This is a genomic window from Runella zeae DSM 19591, from assembly GCF_000423565.1.
In the GTDB taxonomy this organism is placed as follows: domain Bacteria; phylum Bacteroidota; class Bacteroidia; order Cytophagales; family Spirosomataceae; genus Runella; species Runella zeae.
Genome location: NZ_AUIF01000047.1, coordinates 26,113 through 43,506 on the forward strand (window position 1 = coordinate 26,113; position 17,394 = coordinate 43,506).

Consider the following 17,394-nt stretch of genomic DNA (forward strand, 5'->3'; position numbering starts at 1 on the left):
GTCTTACTTTCTAACTAAAGACCACTACCGCCCCAAATCTCCCTTGCGGATTCTTCAAAATCCGCATTTATTACTTCTCTTCCTCTTTTTAAGGGAAACTTTCTCACCACCAAAATTTCATCAATAATATTTGGAGAAGGACTTTTTTGGTTTCATCTTTGCATAAACAATTAAACCACTAGAGAAAGAAGAGATTTTTGATTTTTGTCTAAAATTTAGACGGTAGTCAGTTTAAGTAAGTAGGTGAGGGCTATTGTATTGCATGGTTTACGGCATCCTATCCCTTACTTAATTAGGGATGATTTAGATTTTTTATGATTAAAAATGCCCTCAAAGTAGTTTTTAATACAAAAGCGCAAAATAATTCCAAAATTCAGACTTTAGCCTTCTATATCAATCTTTATATTATTCATTATTAAAACCATCAATTTTATGAAATTCGAAACCCTCCAACTCCACGCAGGGCAAACCCCCGACCCTACCACCAATTCACGCGCAGTACCTATTTACCAGACGACATCTTATGTTTTCAATAATTCGGAACATGGCGCTAACTTATTTGCGCTCAAGGAGTTTGGAAATATTTACACTCGTATCATGAATCCTACCAACGATGTTTTTGAAAAGCGTATCGCAGCGTTGGAAGGTGGCGTAGCAGCCTTAGCAACAAGCTCAGGCCACGCAGCACAGTTTTTGGCAATCAACAATATCACTACCGTAGGAGATAATTTTGTCACTACTTCGTTTTTGTACGGAGGTACTTACAATCAATTCAAAAACTCATTCAAAAACATCGGCGTAGAAGCACGTTTTGTAAAAGGTGACAAAGTCGAAGATTTTGAGAAGTTGATTGATGAAAAAACCAAGTGTTTATATTTAGAGACAATTGGCAACCCTGGCTTTAATGTACCTGATTTTGAGGCATTTGCCCAATTAGCCCAAAAATACGATTTGCCTCTTATTGTCGATAATACCTTTGGTGCAGGTGGGGCGATTGTTCAACCTATCAAACATGGCGCACACATCGTGGTAGAATCTGCCACCAAATGGATTGGCGGACACGGCACGAGCATGGGAGGTGTGATTGTAGATGCCGGTACTTACAATTGGGGCAATGGCAAATTTCCCCAATTTACTGAGCCATCTCCTAGCTACCACGGCCTAGTGTTGAACGATGTTTTTGGTATCGGCGGGCCTTTCGGCAACATTCAGTTTATCATCCGTGCTCGGGTAGAAGGTTTGCGTGATTGGGGTCCTTCGCAGTCGCCCTTCAATTCATTTTTGTTGTTGCAAGGGCTTGAGACCCTCACTTTACGCGTAGAGCGTATCAGCGAAAATGCCCTTGCTTTGGCACAGTGGCTACAAGCTCATCCCCAAGTTGAAAGTGTTAATTACTTAGGATTAGAAGGCAATCCCTATCACGAACTTGCCAAAAAATATCTTAATCGTGGCTTTGGTGGCGTGTTATCATTTAAGCTAAAAGGCGACAAAGCTCAAGCAGAGAAATTTGTAAACAGCCTTGAGTTGATTAGTCACTTAGCCAATGTTGGTGATTCAAAAACGCTTATTATTCACCCAGCCTCCACAACTCACTCACAGCTTTCTGCCGAAGAACAAATAACGGCGGGTGTTGACCCTAATCAACTACGGGTATCGGTAGGTATTGAGCACATTGATGATATCAAAGCCGATTTTGAGCAAGCTTTTGGTAAGTTGTAACTTATCACTTATCTATAAAAGAAGGGGTTTCCGATGCATCGGAAACCCCTTCTTTTATAGATAGTTTGATTTAAAAAATACCGATATAGTGGTTTCCTGCTTTATTCACTAGTTTTGCGCCTTTAGTCACCGCCCCTGTTTTGCTGTTGAAAATATAAATATTTCCGTCTTTACCCGTAGGCGTTACTGCTACGTAAACTTCGTCTCCACTCACCAAAATGCCTTGATACTGACCAAAATTTAAGTCAGCATCATATTCAATATTTACTTTGGTGGCTGTTTTGGCATTTAGATCTAGGCGAGCGATGTAGCCTTGGTCTGTACCATCTTGAGCATAAAGCACGTATGCGATTCCATTGCCCGCATATTTCCAGCTATCAACATAGGCTCCTTTTACGCCCAAAGCTGCATCCAAACTGAAGACGTAAGAATTGTCGTACTCATTGTTTTGGTTGATTTTCAAAATATGCGAGCCTTTGCTATCGCGCTGAGTAGCTTGATAGATACTTCCATCTTCTGCCACAAAAGCATTGGGACTGCGGTAGCCGCTATTGTCACCATTGCTTACGGTCGAGGTAATTACTTTAGGATTTTCCAAAGAAGGAAAATCTACTACCACCGATTTGCTACCCAAACGGTCAAAAGTACTTTCGATAACTCCTGTTGCAGGGTTGTACTTGCGCATCCACGTTCCGATAATAAGTTTGTTTTGGGCTTTATTGAGGACGGGCGCATCTAAGCGGAAGATACAATGCCCATTCAACTCTTCTTGGGTCGAAAGTGGAATTTCGTACTGTCTGTATCCATTGATAAGCACTTTTTGCAAATCAAGTGCTAATACCGTAGCCGTACCTCTATAGTAAGCAAATGCCTTCGTTTTGTCAGTAGCGTTGTTGGCGGCAATATTAGCCACATTGACCGCAATACCCGTTTTGTCGCCATCAAGTAGTTTAGACCAACGTGGCGACGTACTTGCATATTGAGATATATTTACCGTCACATCTTCTTGGGTAAAACTGCCTGACCCATTTACTTTATAACGGGCAAATTCGCCACCATTGTCGCCCGTGTAGGCAATGTTAAATAAGGTATTGCCATCTTCGGATGACTGCAAACGTGCTGTTCGATTTGATTTTACTGGAAAACCATTATCATACACATTGATTGAAAAGTTTGGGTTTTTAGCATTTTCTTTACTTACCGAATATACCATAGTACCACCGTTGCCGTCGCCTGGCGTGGTTCCCATCAAGGCTCCAGCTACGGTTATCCATCTTTCTTTGGTAGTCTCATCTGGCTCTACCGTACCACCACCCGAATTGTCGCAACTAGCAATCGTAAATGCACTGATTACCGAAGTGTAAAGCAAAATGTTCCTCAATTGTTGTTTCATTGTGGATAAATTAAAATTTAGAAATTATTAATCAGATAGTTAAGTTTCAGATAAAAAGCACGGCCAGGTTTCTGAACCGCGAAATTGTCATACACCTGCTGGTCAAAAATGTTTTTTGCATCTGCGCTAATGACAAACTTATTTTGAGGAAATGCGTAGCTAATTCCCAAATCTTGGATATACTGACGCGGCGTGCGAAAGTCGTCAATAAGAAGCCAAGTGGTATAAAACCGCTCCACAAAGCGAAAACCGTAATACAGGTTTAAGGCCGATTTTTCCTTCCACAAATTTTTGATGGTATACTGTACATTGGCATTGGTTGTCCAGAAAGGTTCGTTGGGCAATTGCCGATTATAGTAGTCATATTCTCGACCATTGGGGTCATAACGTACGTTGAAAACCGAATTGAACTTCGACATATTGAGGTCTACCCGAAGATTGTTATCAAACGAATAGTGGAAGTCTGCCTCAAAACCTATGGCTTTGTTTTTTCCTAAGTTTTCAAAAGGATTGGTTTGAAGGGCGTCGTTGACACGTGGATTGATTCGCTGTACGATTTTGTCGCGAGTATCACGGATAAAACCTGAAACGGTGAATGAATAGCGGTGTTTGTTAAAGTAAAAATTACCAGCATTGAGTCCTAAGTTATAGTTATAACTTACTTCTGGCCGAATACCAAAGTTTTCGATGATGTTTTCGCCTGGATTGCCAAACACTTCACTTTCGGATGGTAAGCGTACGGCTTTTTCAGCCGAAGTCAGTACAATAAACTTTGGTGCTACCGTATAAGACATCGCTAATCCATACCCTGTATGGTTTTTGCTACTATTTGCGCGGTTTTCTTGACGTACGTTTTGGCCTTCTACCACACGTAGTACTGGATCAACACGGTTGATGCCTTGTTGGTAAAATTTAGCGAAAAGGTTAGTTTTCAGGCGATCTTCAAAAGCTTTTGCTTCGTAAGCTACAGAAGTGATATTTTTTCGGAGGTCACGGGTTCCTACAAACTCTCTCTCAAGCTCTGAACGCATAAAATCCTGCTCTCTCCGATCAATTGTGTAAAAAATATGGTTTAAAACCAGTCGATGGTTTCTGTTCAAATCATAGTTTAAACCTGCCCTGAAAGTGCCAATATTCCGATCCAGATTCATGATAGTAGGGGCAGCTTGCTGGGCTCCACTTGGGCGTAAAATCGGATTTCCATTGAGTCCCACACTGATTTGGCCATACCAGTTATAATTCCACTTCACGGTATCTACCACCACTTGCCCACGCTGACTATACATCCCATTTACGTTGAACTCAAGTCCTCTGATTAGGAAGTTTTTCTTGACGTAGTTCAAACTATATACATTGGCTTGGGAGGTAGTAAATCGCCCCATGTAAGGAATAGACATATAGGTACCGTGCTGAATCTCTTTGAAATCGTCGGAACCATTATAACCGATAAAAAATTGATCCGCCCATTTCACATTCATAAACCCAAGTTGGATTTGGCCACCAGTGGAGCGATAGGCATCATTGAAGCGTCTAGCCCGGACATATTCATAGCGACCATTAGGCAGGATATTTCTCACAAACTTCCCCCATACTTCGTAGTCATTGTCTGAGTAATTGTGAAAGGCAGAGGCTTTTACGGTAAAACCCGATTTTTCGTTACGATACGTTCCACTAAAATTGGTCTGAAAAGTATTGAAAGAGCCATACGACGCCGAAGCTGAGAGGTTATTCATCGACCCTTTTTTAAGAATCACATTGATAGCACCTCCCAAGGCATCGTCGGCCAAGTGGGCCGGAATCACGCCTTTGTACACTTCTATTTTCTCAATTAGAGCAGGAGGAATACTATTTAAACTAAACGACTCCCCATAAGTAGAAATCGGGATGCCGTCAATGAAAATACGCACTGAGTTTCCCGACATCCCGTTTAGATTATAATTGACAGAAGATCCCAACCCCCCATTTTGGCGCACTCTGATGCCGACGGTTCTGTCGAGCAGCTCGTTGGTCTGAAAATTTCGCTGTGCTACTTCTTTGGTTTCAATCACATTCACCGCAAAACCCCGTGTTTCAATCTCTTTCTTCTCAGATTTTTGGACCACACGCACTTCATTGATGTCAAAGTTTTTGGGTTTAACCACAACAGACAGAGATGTTTGCGGTTTGTTTACATTAACTTTTACGTTTTGCGGCTCCATTTCGACCGACGTAACCACCAGTTCACGCTGTCCAAATGGCACATTTTTCATTACAAAATACCCATTTTCATCAGCTACTGCTACGATATTGCTTTGCGTCAATTTTACATTGGCGTGGCTGACTCCTCCATTTTCTTTGCAGTAGATTTTCCCTTTAATGGTGGCAGTTTGGGCAAAAACGCTCACTGTAATGAATATCAAACAAATAGAAGTAAATAATTTTTTCATAAAGGGGTGGATAAATATTTCATTTTCACCAATGATGATTTAAAACCATCATTTTGTCGTTAATCAATAAGCCGAAAACAACACAAATTTTATTTAGACTTATTAATAATGAACAGCAAAATTAGACTTAATCTAAATAAACACAAAGAAAATTTAATTAGATTTTAATATCACCCCAAAAAAGCCAATAAATTGTCACCAAAGTGACAAATAGTACCTCATCCGGTACAAATTAGAAGTATCTCTGTGTGGCTTTATAGGTCACAGAGTTGTTAGGATAGAAAGTATAAAAATGCTAAGAAGATATTTTCACTAGCACTTTATCGATTCTAGCACCATCCATATCCAAAATTTCGAAGCTAAAACCTTTCCAGTAGATTTTTTCGCCTACGGTGGGTATATCACCCAATTTTTCAAGAATAAGCCCCGCAAGGGTATTAAAGGGCTTATTGTCTTCGTAAAGATCTGTTTGTTCAAAATAACTCAAAAAGTCGTAATAAGGGATTTGCCCGTCTGTAATGTAGCTACCATCTTCGCGCTCAACAATGCTTTTTTCATCATCATAAATGGTATCGCTCACATCACCTACTAGAGCATCCATGAGGTCATTGAGGGTGACCATTCCCTGAATAGCCCCATATTCGTCAATAACTACCCCATAATGCTGCCGCGACTCTTGAAAACGCTCTAAGATTCTATAAGCCGAAGTGTTTTCTGAAATATAATGAACAGGTTGCTTGATCGCTATCAAATCTAGTGGTTTGTTTTCCATCAATTGCCGAAAAATATCTTTCATCGTTACGATACCGATAATTTCATCGAAATTATCATTACAAAGTGGATAAACGGAATGTATCTCAGTCGTAATTTTTTGGCGGATTTCGTCAGGAGTATCTTCGGTATCCAACCATACCAACTGACTACGGTGCGTCATAAGAGAGGACACCTTGCGGTCTCCCAGCAAAAAAACCCGCTCCATAATCTCTTGTTCAATCTCCTGTACTTCGCCGCCATCGGTTCCTTCTTGAATAATGGCTTTGATTTCTTCTTCAGTCACTTTGTTGTCGGAAGAAGGTTTGATTTGCAAAATTTTTAACAACAACTCGGTCGTATTGGTCAAAAGCCACACAAAAGGAGCGGTTGCTTTAGATAAAATTTGCATGGGCAAGGCCACCGTTTGGGCAATTCCTTCGGGGTTGGTGAGTCCTATCCGCTTAGGTACTAGCTCGCCAATTACTAAAGAAAGAAAAGTAATCATCACCAATACTCCTCCTACAGCCAACGGGCGACTATAAGGTTTGAGCCACGCCACTTCATTGAGTACTGCTTGAAAATCGTCCGTCAGGCTTTCTCCTCCAAAAATCCCCAGCAAAATACCGATGAGCGTAATGCCAATCTGTACAGTGGAGAGGAATTGATTGGGAGAATTGAGCAGGGCCAAAGCTTGTTGGGCAGAACTGCTCCCTCGGCGAGCGGCATTTTCAAGTTTGACTTTACGAGAGGACACAACGGCAATTTCGGACATTGAAAATATACCATTGAGTACTGTAAGAAGCAGAATGATGAGGATTTCCATAAATAAAATTTGATGAAACTACTATTCTTTTCTAAATGAAACAAGCGGAATATTGATATCAAAGCTCATCCCTGCCGTAAAGCCCGCAAAAAACAAACGCTCTATCCAGTTGGGTTTGTGTTTTGAAAACATAATCAATATGGATGGTTTCTTATTTTTAATCACGCGTTGCAGGTTTTTGATAAAGGTGTCTTGCACTTTTTGTTGTAAACAGTAAAAGCTACAAAGTTCGTTTCGGTACTGTAAATTGAGTCCTTTCTCTTTCGCTTCATTTTGCTTGGCAGTAAGCATATTGAAATGATATACCTCCAAAGGAACTGCGAATAAACTCGAAAACGACAAGGCCGTGGGCATCTCCCATTCAAGACTCTCTAAATCAGAGGCATAAGCCACTTTATAGACATCTTTTAATCGGTAATTCTTGGGAACTACAATCACCGGCACCGGCGAAGAATTGACCAGAGTCGATGCGTGTGTTCCCATTATTTTTTGAAAAGCGCCTGCCCCTCTTGTTCCCATACAAATAAAATCCGCTTTAATCTCCTTGGCATAAGCCACAATCATATTACTTACATCACTACCGATTTGTACCTCGTATTGATAATCAATGTTAGAAACTTTTAGTTGTTTGAAAGTCTTCTCCAAAAAACTTTTTAATTGTGCTCTGCCTTTTTCTAACTCTGATTGCAAAAATTTGTCGACTTCTGCCTTAGGCCAAGATGTGGGTGCTATGGTTTCGACAACACTGTAAAACACAAACTTACATAAAGCTTGAGAGTGCATTTGCAAGGCAAATCGAATGGCGGACTTAGAATTGCTAGAGAAATCTGTGGTGATAAGAATAGTTTTCATAATAATCGAGAAATTAGAAAGTTTAAAATAATTTTAAATCTACTCCTTAGCTCCACCGCTAAAAATGACAAAATGCACCTTCCAAACCGACCAAAGTCATTTTATTTTAGGCACTTTGTGGTCCTAAATTCAGGTAGATTAGGTTTAACTCCATTTTTCTAGCTTGGCTTCTGTAAGGGGTTTGGCTTCTTTTCTATGGCTAAACCTGTCGGCCCAAGTAGCAAATATTACATATAAGCCAGGAATGACCACTACGCCAAAGACCGTCCCGAACAACATCCCACCCGCAGCGGCTGTGCCAATAGTACGATTGCCTAAGGCTCCTGCTCCCGATGCAAACATCAATGGAAGTAAACCTGCAATAAACGCAAAAGAGGTCATTAAGATAGGCCTCAAACGTGCATTGGCACCTTCGATAGCGGCTTCTATCACATTATATCCTTCGCTATGACGCAGCGTGGCGTATTCTACAATAAGAATGGCATTCTTACCCAACAACCCGATGAGCATTACCATGGCGATTTGGGCATAGATATTGTTTTCCAAACCCAATATAGACAAGAACAAAAATGTCCCAAAAATTCCGGTGGGAAGAGACAGGACAACAGGCAGGGGCAACAAAAAACTCTCATACTGCGCCGAAAGCAATAAATACACAAACACCAAACAAATCAGAAAAATATAGACGGCTTGGCTGCCCGTTTCGACTTCGTCGCGGCTGATACCCGCCCAATCAATCTCATAACCTTTGGGAAGCTTGGTTTTGGCTACCTCCTGAATCGCCTCAATAGCACTGCCACTACTATAACCTTCGGCAGGCTCGCCGTTTAGCTCAGCAGAGGGGTACATATTGTAGCGCGTCACTTGGTCTACGCCATATACCCGTTCGAGGGTTACAAATGCCGACAAAGGCACCATATCCCCTTCATTATTTTTAACATAAAGGTTTAAAATGTCTTCTGGTTTGGCACGATATTGCGGTAGGGCTTGTACCATTACTTTGTACATTTGACCATATTTAATAAAATTAGTGGCATATTCACTTCCCAACAAGGTCTGTAGTGCCCCCATAGCATTGTTGATAGTCACCTTTTTTTGAGCCGCCTTGTCTTCGTCGACATGTAAGAGGTACTGTGGAAAACTAGCATCAAAAATCGTAAATGCAGAAGCGATTTCGGGACGAGCTTTTAGGTCTTTGATGAATTGATTGACCACATCTTCCATGGCTTTGAAGTCACCCTTGCCTGTTTTATCTAGCAATCTAAGCTCAAAACCACTCGCATTTCCATACCCAGGTACGGCAGGAGGAGGAAAATACTCAAGACGCGCATCTTTGATGTGTTTGGTTCGTTGCTCCACCATTTCCATGACTTCTTCTACCGTTTCTTTACGGGATTTCCAATCATGAAGGTTGATTAAGCATGTACCATAAGTAGCCCCAGTACCATCCGAAAGGATGTTGGTACCCGCCAAAGTAGAGATAGATTCCACAGCCGTTATATTTTGGCAGGCTTTTTGGATTTCGTTCACAACCGCCTTGGTACGTTCGAGGGTAGCGCCAGAAGGTGTAGTGACACTTACATAAAAAGTACCTTGGTCTTCGTTGGGAATAAAACCCGAAGGTAACATCTTTCCAAAAATACCTATACCCCCACAAAACGCCAGTAGTATCCCAAACGTAATCACTCGACGGTTAACAATGGACGATAGCAAACGTTGATATTTACTGGCAAGTCCCTCATACCAGCGATTGAATCCCTCAAAAAATCGTCCCAAGAAATGGTTTTGAGGATGTTCACTATGATTGCTTTTTAAAAACATACCGCACAAAGCCGGCGTAAGCGTCAAGGCACTTACGCCCGAAAGCACGATAGAAATGGCCATGGTTATTGAAAACTGTTTATAAAAAATCCCAACGGGCCCGGTCATAAAAGAAGTAGGAACAAACACCGCCGACATCACAAGCGTAATGGCCACAATGGCCCCGCTGATTTCTTTCATCGCTTTTTCGGTTGCTTTTCGTGGCGAATACTTGCCAGTTTCTAGCTTGGCATGAACCGCTTCTACCACCACAATAGCATCATCAATCACAATCCCAATCGCCAATACCAAAGCAAAAAGTGTAATGAGATTGAGCGAAAAACCTAACAACTGCATAAAGAAAAATGTCCCAATAAGTGACACCGGCACCGTAATAGCGGGAATGAGCGTAGAACGAAAATCTTGTAAAAACAAAAACACGACCAAAGCAACCAAGAAGAATGCTTCGATGAGAGTTTTGACCACTTCGTGTACAGATGCATCCAAAAAGCGCGAAACATCGTAGCTAAATTCATAGTCCATATCCTTCAAAAAAGTACTTTCTTTGATACGCTCCATGCTTTTTTTGACATTGGCAATCACCTCACTAGCGTTAGAACCAGGCAGCTGCTTGAGCATAATAGCAGCGGTAGGTTTCCCGTTAATTTTAGCTTCTACGTCAAAATAAGTAGTGCCAAATTCGACATCGGCAATATCCTTGATACGTAAAATTTGTCCTTCTTCGTTGGATTTGATAGGGATGCTTTCATACTTTTCGGGCGTATTGTATTTCCCTCCGTACTTAATCACGTATTGTAATTGCTGAGGTGTTTTATCAGTACTTTCACCTACCTTTCCGGGCGCAGCCTCTACGTTTTGTTCCTCCAAGGCTTCCAAAACATCTTCAGTAGAAACGTTGTAGTTCAGCATCTTATCGGGCTTCAGCCAAATCCGCATGGCATATTCGCGTGCTCCCAAAATCTCCGCATACCCTACACCTTTTACCCTTTTGATTTCTGCTAGTACGTTAATATCGGCAAAGTTGTAAAGGAATTTTTCTTTGAGGGTGCTGTCTTTACTGAATATATTGATATACATCAGCATTGCATTTTCTTCCTTGGCAATTTTGACCCCATTTCTGATTACCTCGGCGGGGAGTTCGCCCATGACAGCCGCTACCCGATTCTGAACATTGACCGCTGCTACATCTGGATCTGTACCTACTTCAAAAATAACCTGTACCACTCCTACGCCGTCGTTTCCCGCATCTGAAGACATATATTTCATACCCGGCACGCCATTGATAGCACGCTCGATTGGAACAAGCGCCGCTTTGGTGACGGTTTCGGCATTGGCTCCGGTGTATTCGATAGTTACGTTTACCTCTGGTGGTGCCACACTTGGAAACTGCGTCATGGGCAGGCGTGTAAGCATTAGTAAGCCCAGCAAGGTAATAATCAGAGCAATGACTATCGACAAAACAGGCCGATTTATGAATTGACTAAACATAGCTTTTTGGTTAATAGTGAATCGTTGAACCGTATATCTATATACGGTCAACTAAATTACCCTCTAATTTTTAGCATTACTCGCCATCGCTTGACGCATAGATACAAACTGCGGGGTGATCACGTCACCTTCCGCCACTCGTTGTATACCTTCATAGAGAATTTTTTCGGACTTATCTAAGCCCGACTCAATCACGTACAGCTGTGGCAATCGCTGGAGAATTTGCACGTTGCGGATACTTACTTTATTTTGGGCATCCACTACGTACAAGCAGTTGCGGTCTTGCACCTCAAATATCGCTTTATGAGGAACTACCAACGCATTTTTAATCGTATTGGTCAATTGGATTTTACCACTTGCCCCATTTTTGAGGATTTGTTGTGGATTAGGAAATTTAGCACGAAAAGCTATATTTCCCGTATTTTTATCAAACTGACTATCAATAGTTTCAATAATGCCCCTTTGCGAATAAGGTTGTCCATTGGCCAATATAAGCGTAACAGGGCGCCGACGATTGATTTCATTTTGGGCCGTAAAATCCAAATACTCTTTTTCAGTTACGTTAAAATAAGCATAGACCTCTTGATTGTTGGAGACTATTGTCAGCAGCGTGCCTTCGTCTACTAAGCTTCCTACCTTGTTGGGAATTCGCCCTACTACTCCACCAAAAGGAGCCTTGATTTCGGTCATAGAGAGTTGTAATTGGGCATTGGCAGCGTCTGATTCGGCCTCTTCAATTCGAGCTTTGAGGGTTTCTAGTTTCGATTCTGCGATCTCCAACTCTGTCTTGCCTACTATTTTTTGTTCTACCAAGTGGCGTATATTCTTAATTTCCAACTCAAGGGTCTTTGCCTCTGAGCGAGCACTTTTGAGCGTTGCTTGAGCTTTATTAAGCTCTTGTCGGTATCGTTGCCCTCCGATTCTAAACAATGTTTGTCCGCTATGAACTGCCCTACCTTCGTCTATCAAAACAGCTTCGATATAGCCTTCGATTTTGCTACGTATTTCTACGTTTTGAAGTGAGGCAATAGTTGTCACATATTCTTTTGTATACACAGTATCTACTACCAATGGACTAGTGACAGGAAAAGATAGTTGTTCGACTTTGGATTGGTTGGTCCCTTCCATACACGACCAACATACTAACAGGCAGGCACACACACCTACCTTAAAAGCATTTGCTTTCATAATAATGGGGTTAAAAATAAAAACATAAACCAACGTAATCATCTTAGATTACGCTTTGGAATAATCACGAAAAAGAAGAAAATTAGGCGTGTTGGGGCGGTGGAGATACTAGCTCAGGATGATACTGACTCGCATACATATCTTGGTAATAAATAGGAAGCAAAGGAGAGGCTAAAGAGTGGATATGGTTTGAAAGTATAAACGAATGGAGAGATTGGCAGTAAAAGAGAATTTTTCCTAGCGAAATATGGCTACCATCTTCGGTATCATGTTCGTCATGTTCAGCAAAAAAATCACCTAATCCCAACCATTGTTCAATCACCAATTCGGCGATACTTTCTATATCATTGTATGCAAGATTTTCGGGAATATTGTCTGGCTGGGGGTCAGGAGAATCAATACTACAGTTGAGTATGTGAATTGTCATCAATACCCAAAAGAAGCGAAAAATAGTATTTTTTCCCAACCAACTAATCATACGACAAAAATAGCCCTATTTTCTACAAATGTACTCTCTGCCAAAGAATTTTGTATGAATATGGCATGATACTCTAGCTCGCAAACACATTTTCAATGGTTTGTCTGTTAATGTAATCCATAATTTTTTTCGCCAGCTCTAATGGCAATGGGTAAGCGATTTTGTTTGGGTGGTAATGGACAAGTTGCAAAAGCCGTAAAAGCACAAGGAGGATTGATGGCTTTGTTGAAATCAAGAATGGTAGTGCCTTGTTCGTTAGGCAAATCGGCATATAGAAAACGCCCCGCTCCGTAGGTTTCTTTTTGATTGGTAGGATCTGCAAAAAGGATAAAAAGCTCTCCCTCACTCTCTACCGCATCCAAACGATACTCTTTTCCAGCGATTGAAAACACCAAAGTACCCGGCGAAGGCTGCATCGTGGTTTGCCCAAGCACATCCATAATGGCTATTTTTTTGTCGGCAGTGGCTTTTTCAAGTTTGGCCGTCACTTGCCATTTGGCATCAATAGGATAAGTATCAACCCCTTTAAAATGCTGCAATTCAATACTTTCCAAGTCTCTCAAGCGAATTCCCACTTTGGGCCCACGTTTTATGACAAACCATCTGAAGGAACCATATTGCATGGTGGTACTTTGTCCGTCCGCAAAAACATAAGGAGCGGGTACCTTCGCCCCTAATAAACTCACCTGCACGCCCTGCTCGGCCACAAAACTCACTTTACTGTCTTTTAGCAGTAGCGTTCCTATTTTTTTAGGCGCTTTTTCTGGAAACACAATTTGATTAGTAGCATCACTCCCAAATGAATTTTCGCCTTCTTCCAACCAAAATAAACCCGCAAGATTGAGCCATCCATTTTCAGATTTGAGGCTTTCTAAACGGTCTTGATGCCATGCTTTTATATCTTTTATATATTGGCTTTTATCCTGCCCCAAAGAGACCAGCGAAGCCAATAAAAACAGCCAAGTAAATTGTGTTTTCATAAAATAACAATTGTTGATGAATGTACTTATTTAATACCAAGCATTCAAGTCCGGAATCTTGTTTTCATGCCCATTGTGCCACAAAATAGCTCCTTTTTTATTCATAAAATGATAGTCCAACTTAGCCACTTCCGCTTGTTTTTGAAGGGTATCCAACACGTAAAATTTGTTGGAATGATCAAAAAACAACTTCTGCATTCCAAATGACCTTTGAAGTTGAGCCATATTTTTGTGACTTGATTTTCTGACAAGTACATAATCTGCCTTTGGAAGCGGTTCCGTAAGTGGCTGCTCTACCAGCAATATCGTTTTCTGATTCCAAACAATCAATTTACCAAACGGCAATGTCTTTATGATTCCTAATCGCGGCGAAGGTGTCTCTAGCTTCTCTTTGATGATATGCTTGATACCACGCTTTACATAAAAGTTTTTAAGGTAAAAATCATAAGGCTGTTTGCCTTGTTGGAAAAAAGCAGAATCGGCCACAATAACCGCATTTTGGCCGTCAATCAAACTAACCACCGTCTGATACGGAACTGCATGCAATACCACTGCCTTCTGATGGCGATACTCAACAATTTCGGCTAGCTGCACTACCATTAGACATATACTTACACCTACCACCGCCCAAAGCCATTTTAGATCGCGCTCGTATAGCATCACAATCAACAGCCCGATGATTGCATACACCAACAAAAGCTCTAACCAAGAAAACGAAAGATTGGAAACTAGCGAAAGAGGCAATTTATCGATCAAAACAACCGACTGATTGAGTAACCAAATAATACTGGTCAGTACCCACCCCAAAGCAGAACCTATCAATGGAATCCAAGACAACAGAATAGCGGCCAAAGCCACAGGCAGCATAGCCGTAGAAAGCGCTACCACGATGGGATTTGCCAACAAAAAATAAGTGGGAAATTGATGAAAATAATAAACCGCAATAGGGTAAGTTGCCAATTGTGCGGTCAAAGCTACGGCGGTAATTGCCCACATTTTATCCAAAAACCAATCTTTAAAAACAAGGCTTTGGTAAAGAATAGGCTGCAAAAATATAATACCTGCTAACGCAGCATACGAAAGCTGAAAGCTCACCGAATATATCAGCAGTGGGTCAAGCACCAATAAAACAAGCGCTGAGCCAAAAAGAGCATGAGCGATGTTTTGTTTTCGCTGAAGAGGCTCTGACAACAAAAAAATGGTAAACATCAAAGCCGAGCGAATCACCGGAGCCGATAGCCCCGTGAGCACAGCATAAAACCATAAGATAGTGAGTGTAAGTCCCAAATACAGCCACTTTCCGAAACGATTTTTTTTGAAACGACTCAACAATAAGGTGAGCAGCCACACAAAAATCCCAATATGAAAACCCGACACCGACAACACATGTACCGCTCCTGCTGCGGAGTAAGCTTGCAGCAAGTCCACATCCATTTCATCACGTAAGCCCAAGACCATTGCTTTGGCTACTCCGTATTCACGCTCATAGGGTATGAGCTTACGCAAGGCTGCATCGCTCCACGCACTCAACTGATAAGGCCATACTTTGTACCAAACCGTGCGGCTTTTTCCCGTTTTTTCAAAATCGGTAATTCGCAGATAATCTTGAAAGAAAATATACTGATACGAAAGGAATCGCTGATAATCAAATTGGGCGGGGTTGGCGGGTGGCAAAATTTCGGTCGGTGTCCCTAGAATTACCAATTCATCGCCATAATTTGGTTTAGGGGCTTTTTTGTCGATATATAGTAGCACTTTACCATTAGCCTTTTTCCACTCATGCTGCGTTTTGATAGCCGATACTTCCAATTCAACTTTATGAACTTTGGTACGGGTTTCGGGCAGCGATAAAACATATCCTTGATATGCCTTTATTTCGGAAAGAGAAAAGTGACTTAAATGAAGATGATTGTCTTGTTCTTGGTGCAAGACCCGATTAAGCATTCCTAAATTGACAAAAAGCAACAACGTAAAAACACCCATCCAAAAGCGGCTTCGAAAAAAACGCCACATCCATAAATTACCTAAAGCCACCATACACAGCCCTCCCCACATCCATTCCACGGGCCATTTGACTTGCCCCATTAGCCAAATCCCCAACACAAAAGCCAACGTATAGCGAAGGAGAATGTTCATCGCCTGATAATCAAACGGGAAGTAAATGTTTCATCTTTGGTTTTTACCCTTACGATGTAGCTACCAGCGGCCATATCGTCGGTCGGAAAATCAACAATCCAACTGGGATAATCTTCATACACAAATCGCTTCACCAATTGGCCAGTCACGCTATATACCTCTACCTCAAAGTCCCCAAACTCTTTGAGTGTCACCTCTACTTTCACCCTTTCAGTAGAGGGAGCGGGATTAGGATAGACCCTTACCGCTAGTTTTTCGCCAAAAGGTACGCTTGCGCACCAATACTTCACCAATCGTGCCCTTCTTGGAGCCTTTTCAATGACAGCCAGCATTCGTTCGGCTTGGTTTTTAGTAAAAATATTCATGCACGAATCAGGCGAATAATCAAGGTAATTTTCGGTCATGTTGCGCATCCGTTGTCCGCTACAATTTGAAAATACGGGACCACAATTAGCCGATTGATTACCACTTTCAGCGGTGGGCGTATCCGCACAATAATCGTCGCCGCAATTGGTATCTCCCCAAGTGTGAATCAATCCTAACCAATGCCCTACCTCGTGTGTGGTGGTACGGCCTAGGTTGTAGAGACGGCTTGTGACGGCGCTTCCTACCCCAAATACCCGAAAATCAATAAAAACCCCATCGGTACGCTCTTGAAGCTCCGAACTATTGTCCAAGCCCTGAACGCCTGTGACTGACGGGAACTGTGCCACCCCTAAAAAACTACCCGAAAAGCGGGTTACCCAGATATTCATGTAGAGATCCGTAGGCCAACTGACGATATTGGCCAGAAGCTGATCATCCGAAAAAATATCAAAAGAAGTTTTGTTGGGATAATAATGCCTTGTGATGCCGTTGGTAGGTTGGTTGTTTGGGTCGACATTGGCTAAATAGAATTCGATACCCGTATCTGCGCCGACGGGGTTGTTGTTGAAGCCCCTTGTACCTGCCTTGCGCCGATAATCTTCATTCAAAATCTTAATCTGCGACAAAATTTGTTCATCCGAAATATTGACATTGTCGCGTCCTCCTGTAGTACCAGCGGCGTTGTTATGAATCACGTGCACCACCACAGGGATACGGATTGTTTCACAAAGTACTGCTGTACGAAGATTTTTACGGCTAGGATTGTGCAAAGTATTCTGCACAGAATCTTCGAGCAACCTACGTTTCAGAGCCCAATAAGGATAGCGTTTTTGAAGGAGGCTATCATAAGGCACCGCCGAACAACGTTGTGCAAAACTAGGAGGCATGAAAAAGGAGACAAACAACAAAAAACTGCCGATGACTCCTACTTGGATATATTTAGCGATTTTGGTGTATTGTCTCCCTTTCAC

11 protein-coding genes are annotated in these 17,394 nt (G+C 41.8%); 1 reads left to right on the plus strand and 10 read right to left on the minus strand.

All coding sequences use genetic code 11. The features are described 5' to 3' along the window. Nucleotides 1-432 precede the first annotated feature (432 nt). On the plus strand, nt 433-1,719 hold the full coding sequence (locus tag G563_RS0115135) for an O-acetylhomoserine aminocarboxypropyltransferase/cysteine synthase family protein (RefSeq protein ID WP_037327006.1): 1,287 nt from the start codon (nt 433-435) through the stop codon (nt 1,717-1,719). Between the two features lie 70 nt (nt 1,720-1,789). Here the strand turns inward: G563_RS0115135 and G563_RS0115140 are convergent, their stop codons facing one another. The 10 genes from G563_RS0115140 to G563_RS0115185 form a co-directional block, all read right to left on the minus strand. Beyond that, on the minus strand, nt 1,790-3,112 hold the full coding sequence (locus G563_RS0115140; RefSeq protein WP_028666059.1) for a DUF4374 domain-containing protein: 1,323 nt from the start codon (nt 3,110-3,112) through the stop codon (nt 1,790-1,792). A gap of 17 nt (nt 3,113-3,129) precedes the next feature. Beyond that, a complete protein-coding gene (locus G563_RS0115145; protein WP_028666060.1) occupies nt 3,130-5,538 on the minus strand; it encodes a TonB-dependent receptor in 2,409 nt (802 codons plus the stop codon). 295 nt (nt 5,539-5,833) lie between these two features. Further along, a complete protein-coding gene (locus G563_RS0115150; RefSeq protein ID WP_028666061.1) occupies nt 5,834-7,114 on the minus strand; it encodes a hemolysin family protein in 1,281 nt (426 codons plus the stop codon). A gap of 21 nt (nt 7,115-7,135) precedes the next feature. After that, nucleotides 7,136-7,966 carry a universal stress protein gene (locus G563_RS0115155; protein WP_028666062.1) on the minus strand — a complete coding sequence of 277 codons (831 nt, stop codon included), beginning with the start codon at nt 7,964-7,966 and terminating at the stop codon, nt 7,136-7,138. A gap of 144 nt (nt 7,967-8,110) precedes the next feature. After that, nucleotides 8,111-11,275, minus strand: coding sequence for an efflux RND transporter permease subunit (locus G563_RS0115160; RefSeq protein WP_028666063.1), 3,165 nt, complete (start codon nt 11,273-11,275; stop codon nt 8,111-8,113). A gap of 63 nt (nt 11,276-11,338) precedes the next feature. After that, a complete protein-coding gene (locus G563_RS0115165; protein WP_028666064.1) occupies nt 11,339-12,463 on the minus strand; it encodes an efflux RND transporter periplasmic adaptor subunit in 1,125 nt (374 codons plus the stop codon). Between the two features lie 82 nt (nt 12,464-12,545). Then, nucleotides 12,546-12,941: a hypothetical protein gene (locus G563_RS34850; protein ID WP_037327008.1), complete on the minus strand. Its 396-nt coding sequence runs from the start codon at nt 12,939-12,941 to the stop codon at nt 12,546-12,548. A gap of 107 nt (nt 12,942-13,048) precedes the next feature. Further along, nucleotides 13,049-13,921 carry a DUF1684 domain-containing protein gene (locus G563_RS0115175; protein WP_028666065.1) on the minus strand — a complete coding sequence of 291 codons (873 nt, stop codon included), beginning with the start codon at nt 13,919-13,921 and terminating at the stop codon, nt 13,049-13,051. Nucleotides 13,922-13,951: 30 nt separating this feature from the next. Further along, nucleotides 13,952-16,057, minus strand: a complete 2,106-nt coding sequence (locus G563_RS0115180) for a ComEC/Rec2 family competence protein (RefSeq protein WP_028666066.1) — start codon at nt 16,055-16,057, stop codon at nt 13,952-13,954. Continuing rightward, nucleotides 16,054-17,394, minus strand: coding sequence for a M43 family zinc metalloprotease (locus G563_RS0115185; RefSeq protein ID WP_028666067.1), 1,341 nt, complete (start codon nt 17,392-17,394; stop codon nt 16,054-16,056). Before G563_RS0115185 ends, G563_RS0115180 begins: the two co-directional genes overlap by 4 nt.

What these genes read in the sequence shown, in the direction of transcription:
- G563_RS0115160 (WP_028666063.1), bottom strand. Translation starts at nt 11,275, where the DNA reads ATGTTTAGTCAATTCATAAATCGGCCTGTTTTGTCGATAGTCATTGCT.
- G563_RS0115180 (WP_028666066.1), bottom strand. Translation starts at nt 16,057, where the DNA reads ATGAACATTCTCCTTCGCTATACGTTGGCTTTTGTGTTGGGGATTTGG.
- G563_RS0115175 (WP_028666065.1), bottom strand. Translation starts at nt 13,921, where the DNA reads ATGAAAACACAATTTACTTGGCTGTTTTTATTGGCTTCGCTGGTCTCT.
- G563_RS0115165 (WP_028666064.1), bottom strand. Translation starts at nt 12,463, where the DNA reads ATGAAAGCAAATGCTTTTAAGGTAGGTGTGTGTGCCTGCCTGTTAGTA.
- G563_RS0115135 (WP_037327006.1), top strand. Translation starts at nt 433, where the DNA reads ATGAAATTCGAAACCCTCCAACTCCACGCAGGGCAAACCCCCGACCCT.
- G563_RS0115150 (WP_028666061.1), bottom strand. Translation starts at nt 7,114, where the DNA reads ATGGAAATCCTCATCATTCTGCTTCTTACAGTACTCAATGGTATATTT.
- G563_RS34850 (WP_037327008.1), bottom strand. Translation starts at nt 12,941, where the DNA reads ATGATTAGTTGGTTGGGAAAAAATACTATTTTTCGCTTCTTTTGGGTA.
- G563_RS0115140 (WP_028666059.1), bottom strand. Translation starts at nt 3,112, where the DNA reads ATGAAACAACAATTGAGGAACATTTTGCTTTACACTTCGGTAATCAGT.
- G563_RS0115145 (WP_028666060.1), bottom strand. Translation starts at nt 5,538, where the DNA reads ATGAAAAAATTATTTACTTCTATTTGTTTGATATTCATTACAGTGAGC.
- G563_RS0115155 (WP_028666062.1), bottom strand. Translation starts at nt 7,966, where the DNA reads ATGAAAACTATTCTTATCACCACAGATTTCTCTAGCAATTCTAAGTCC.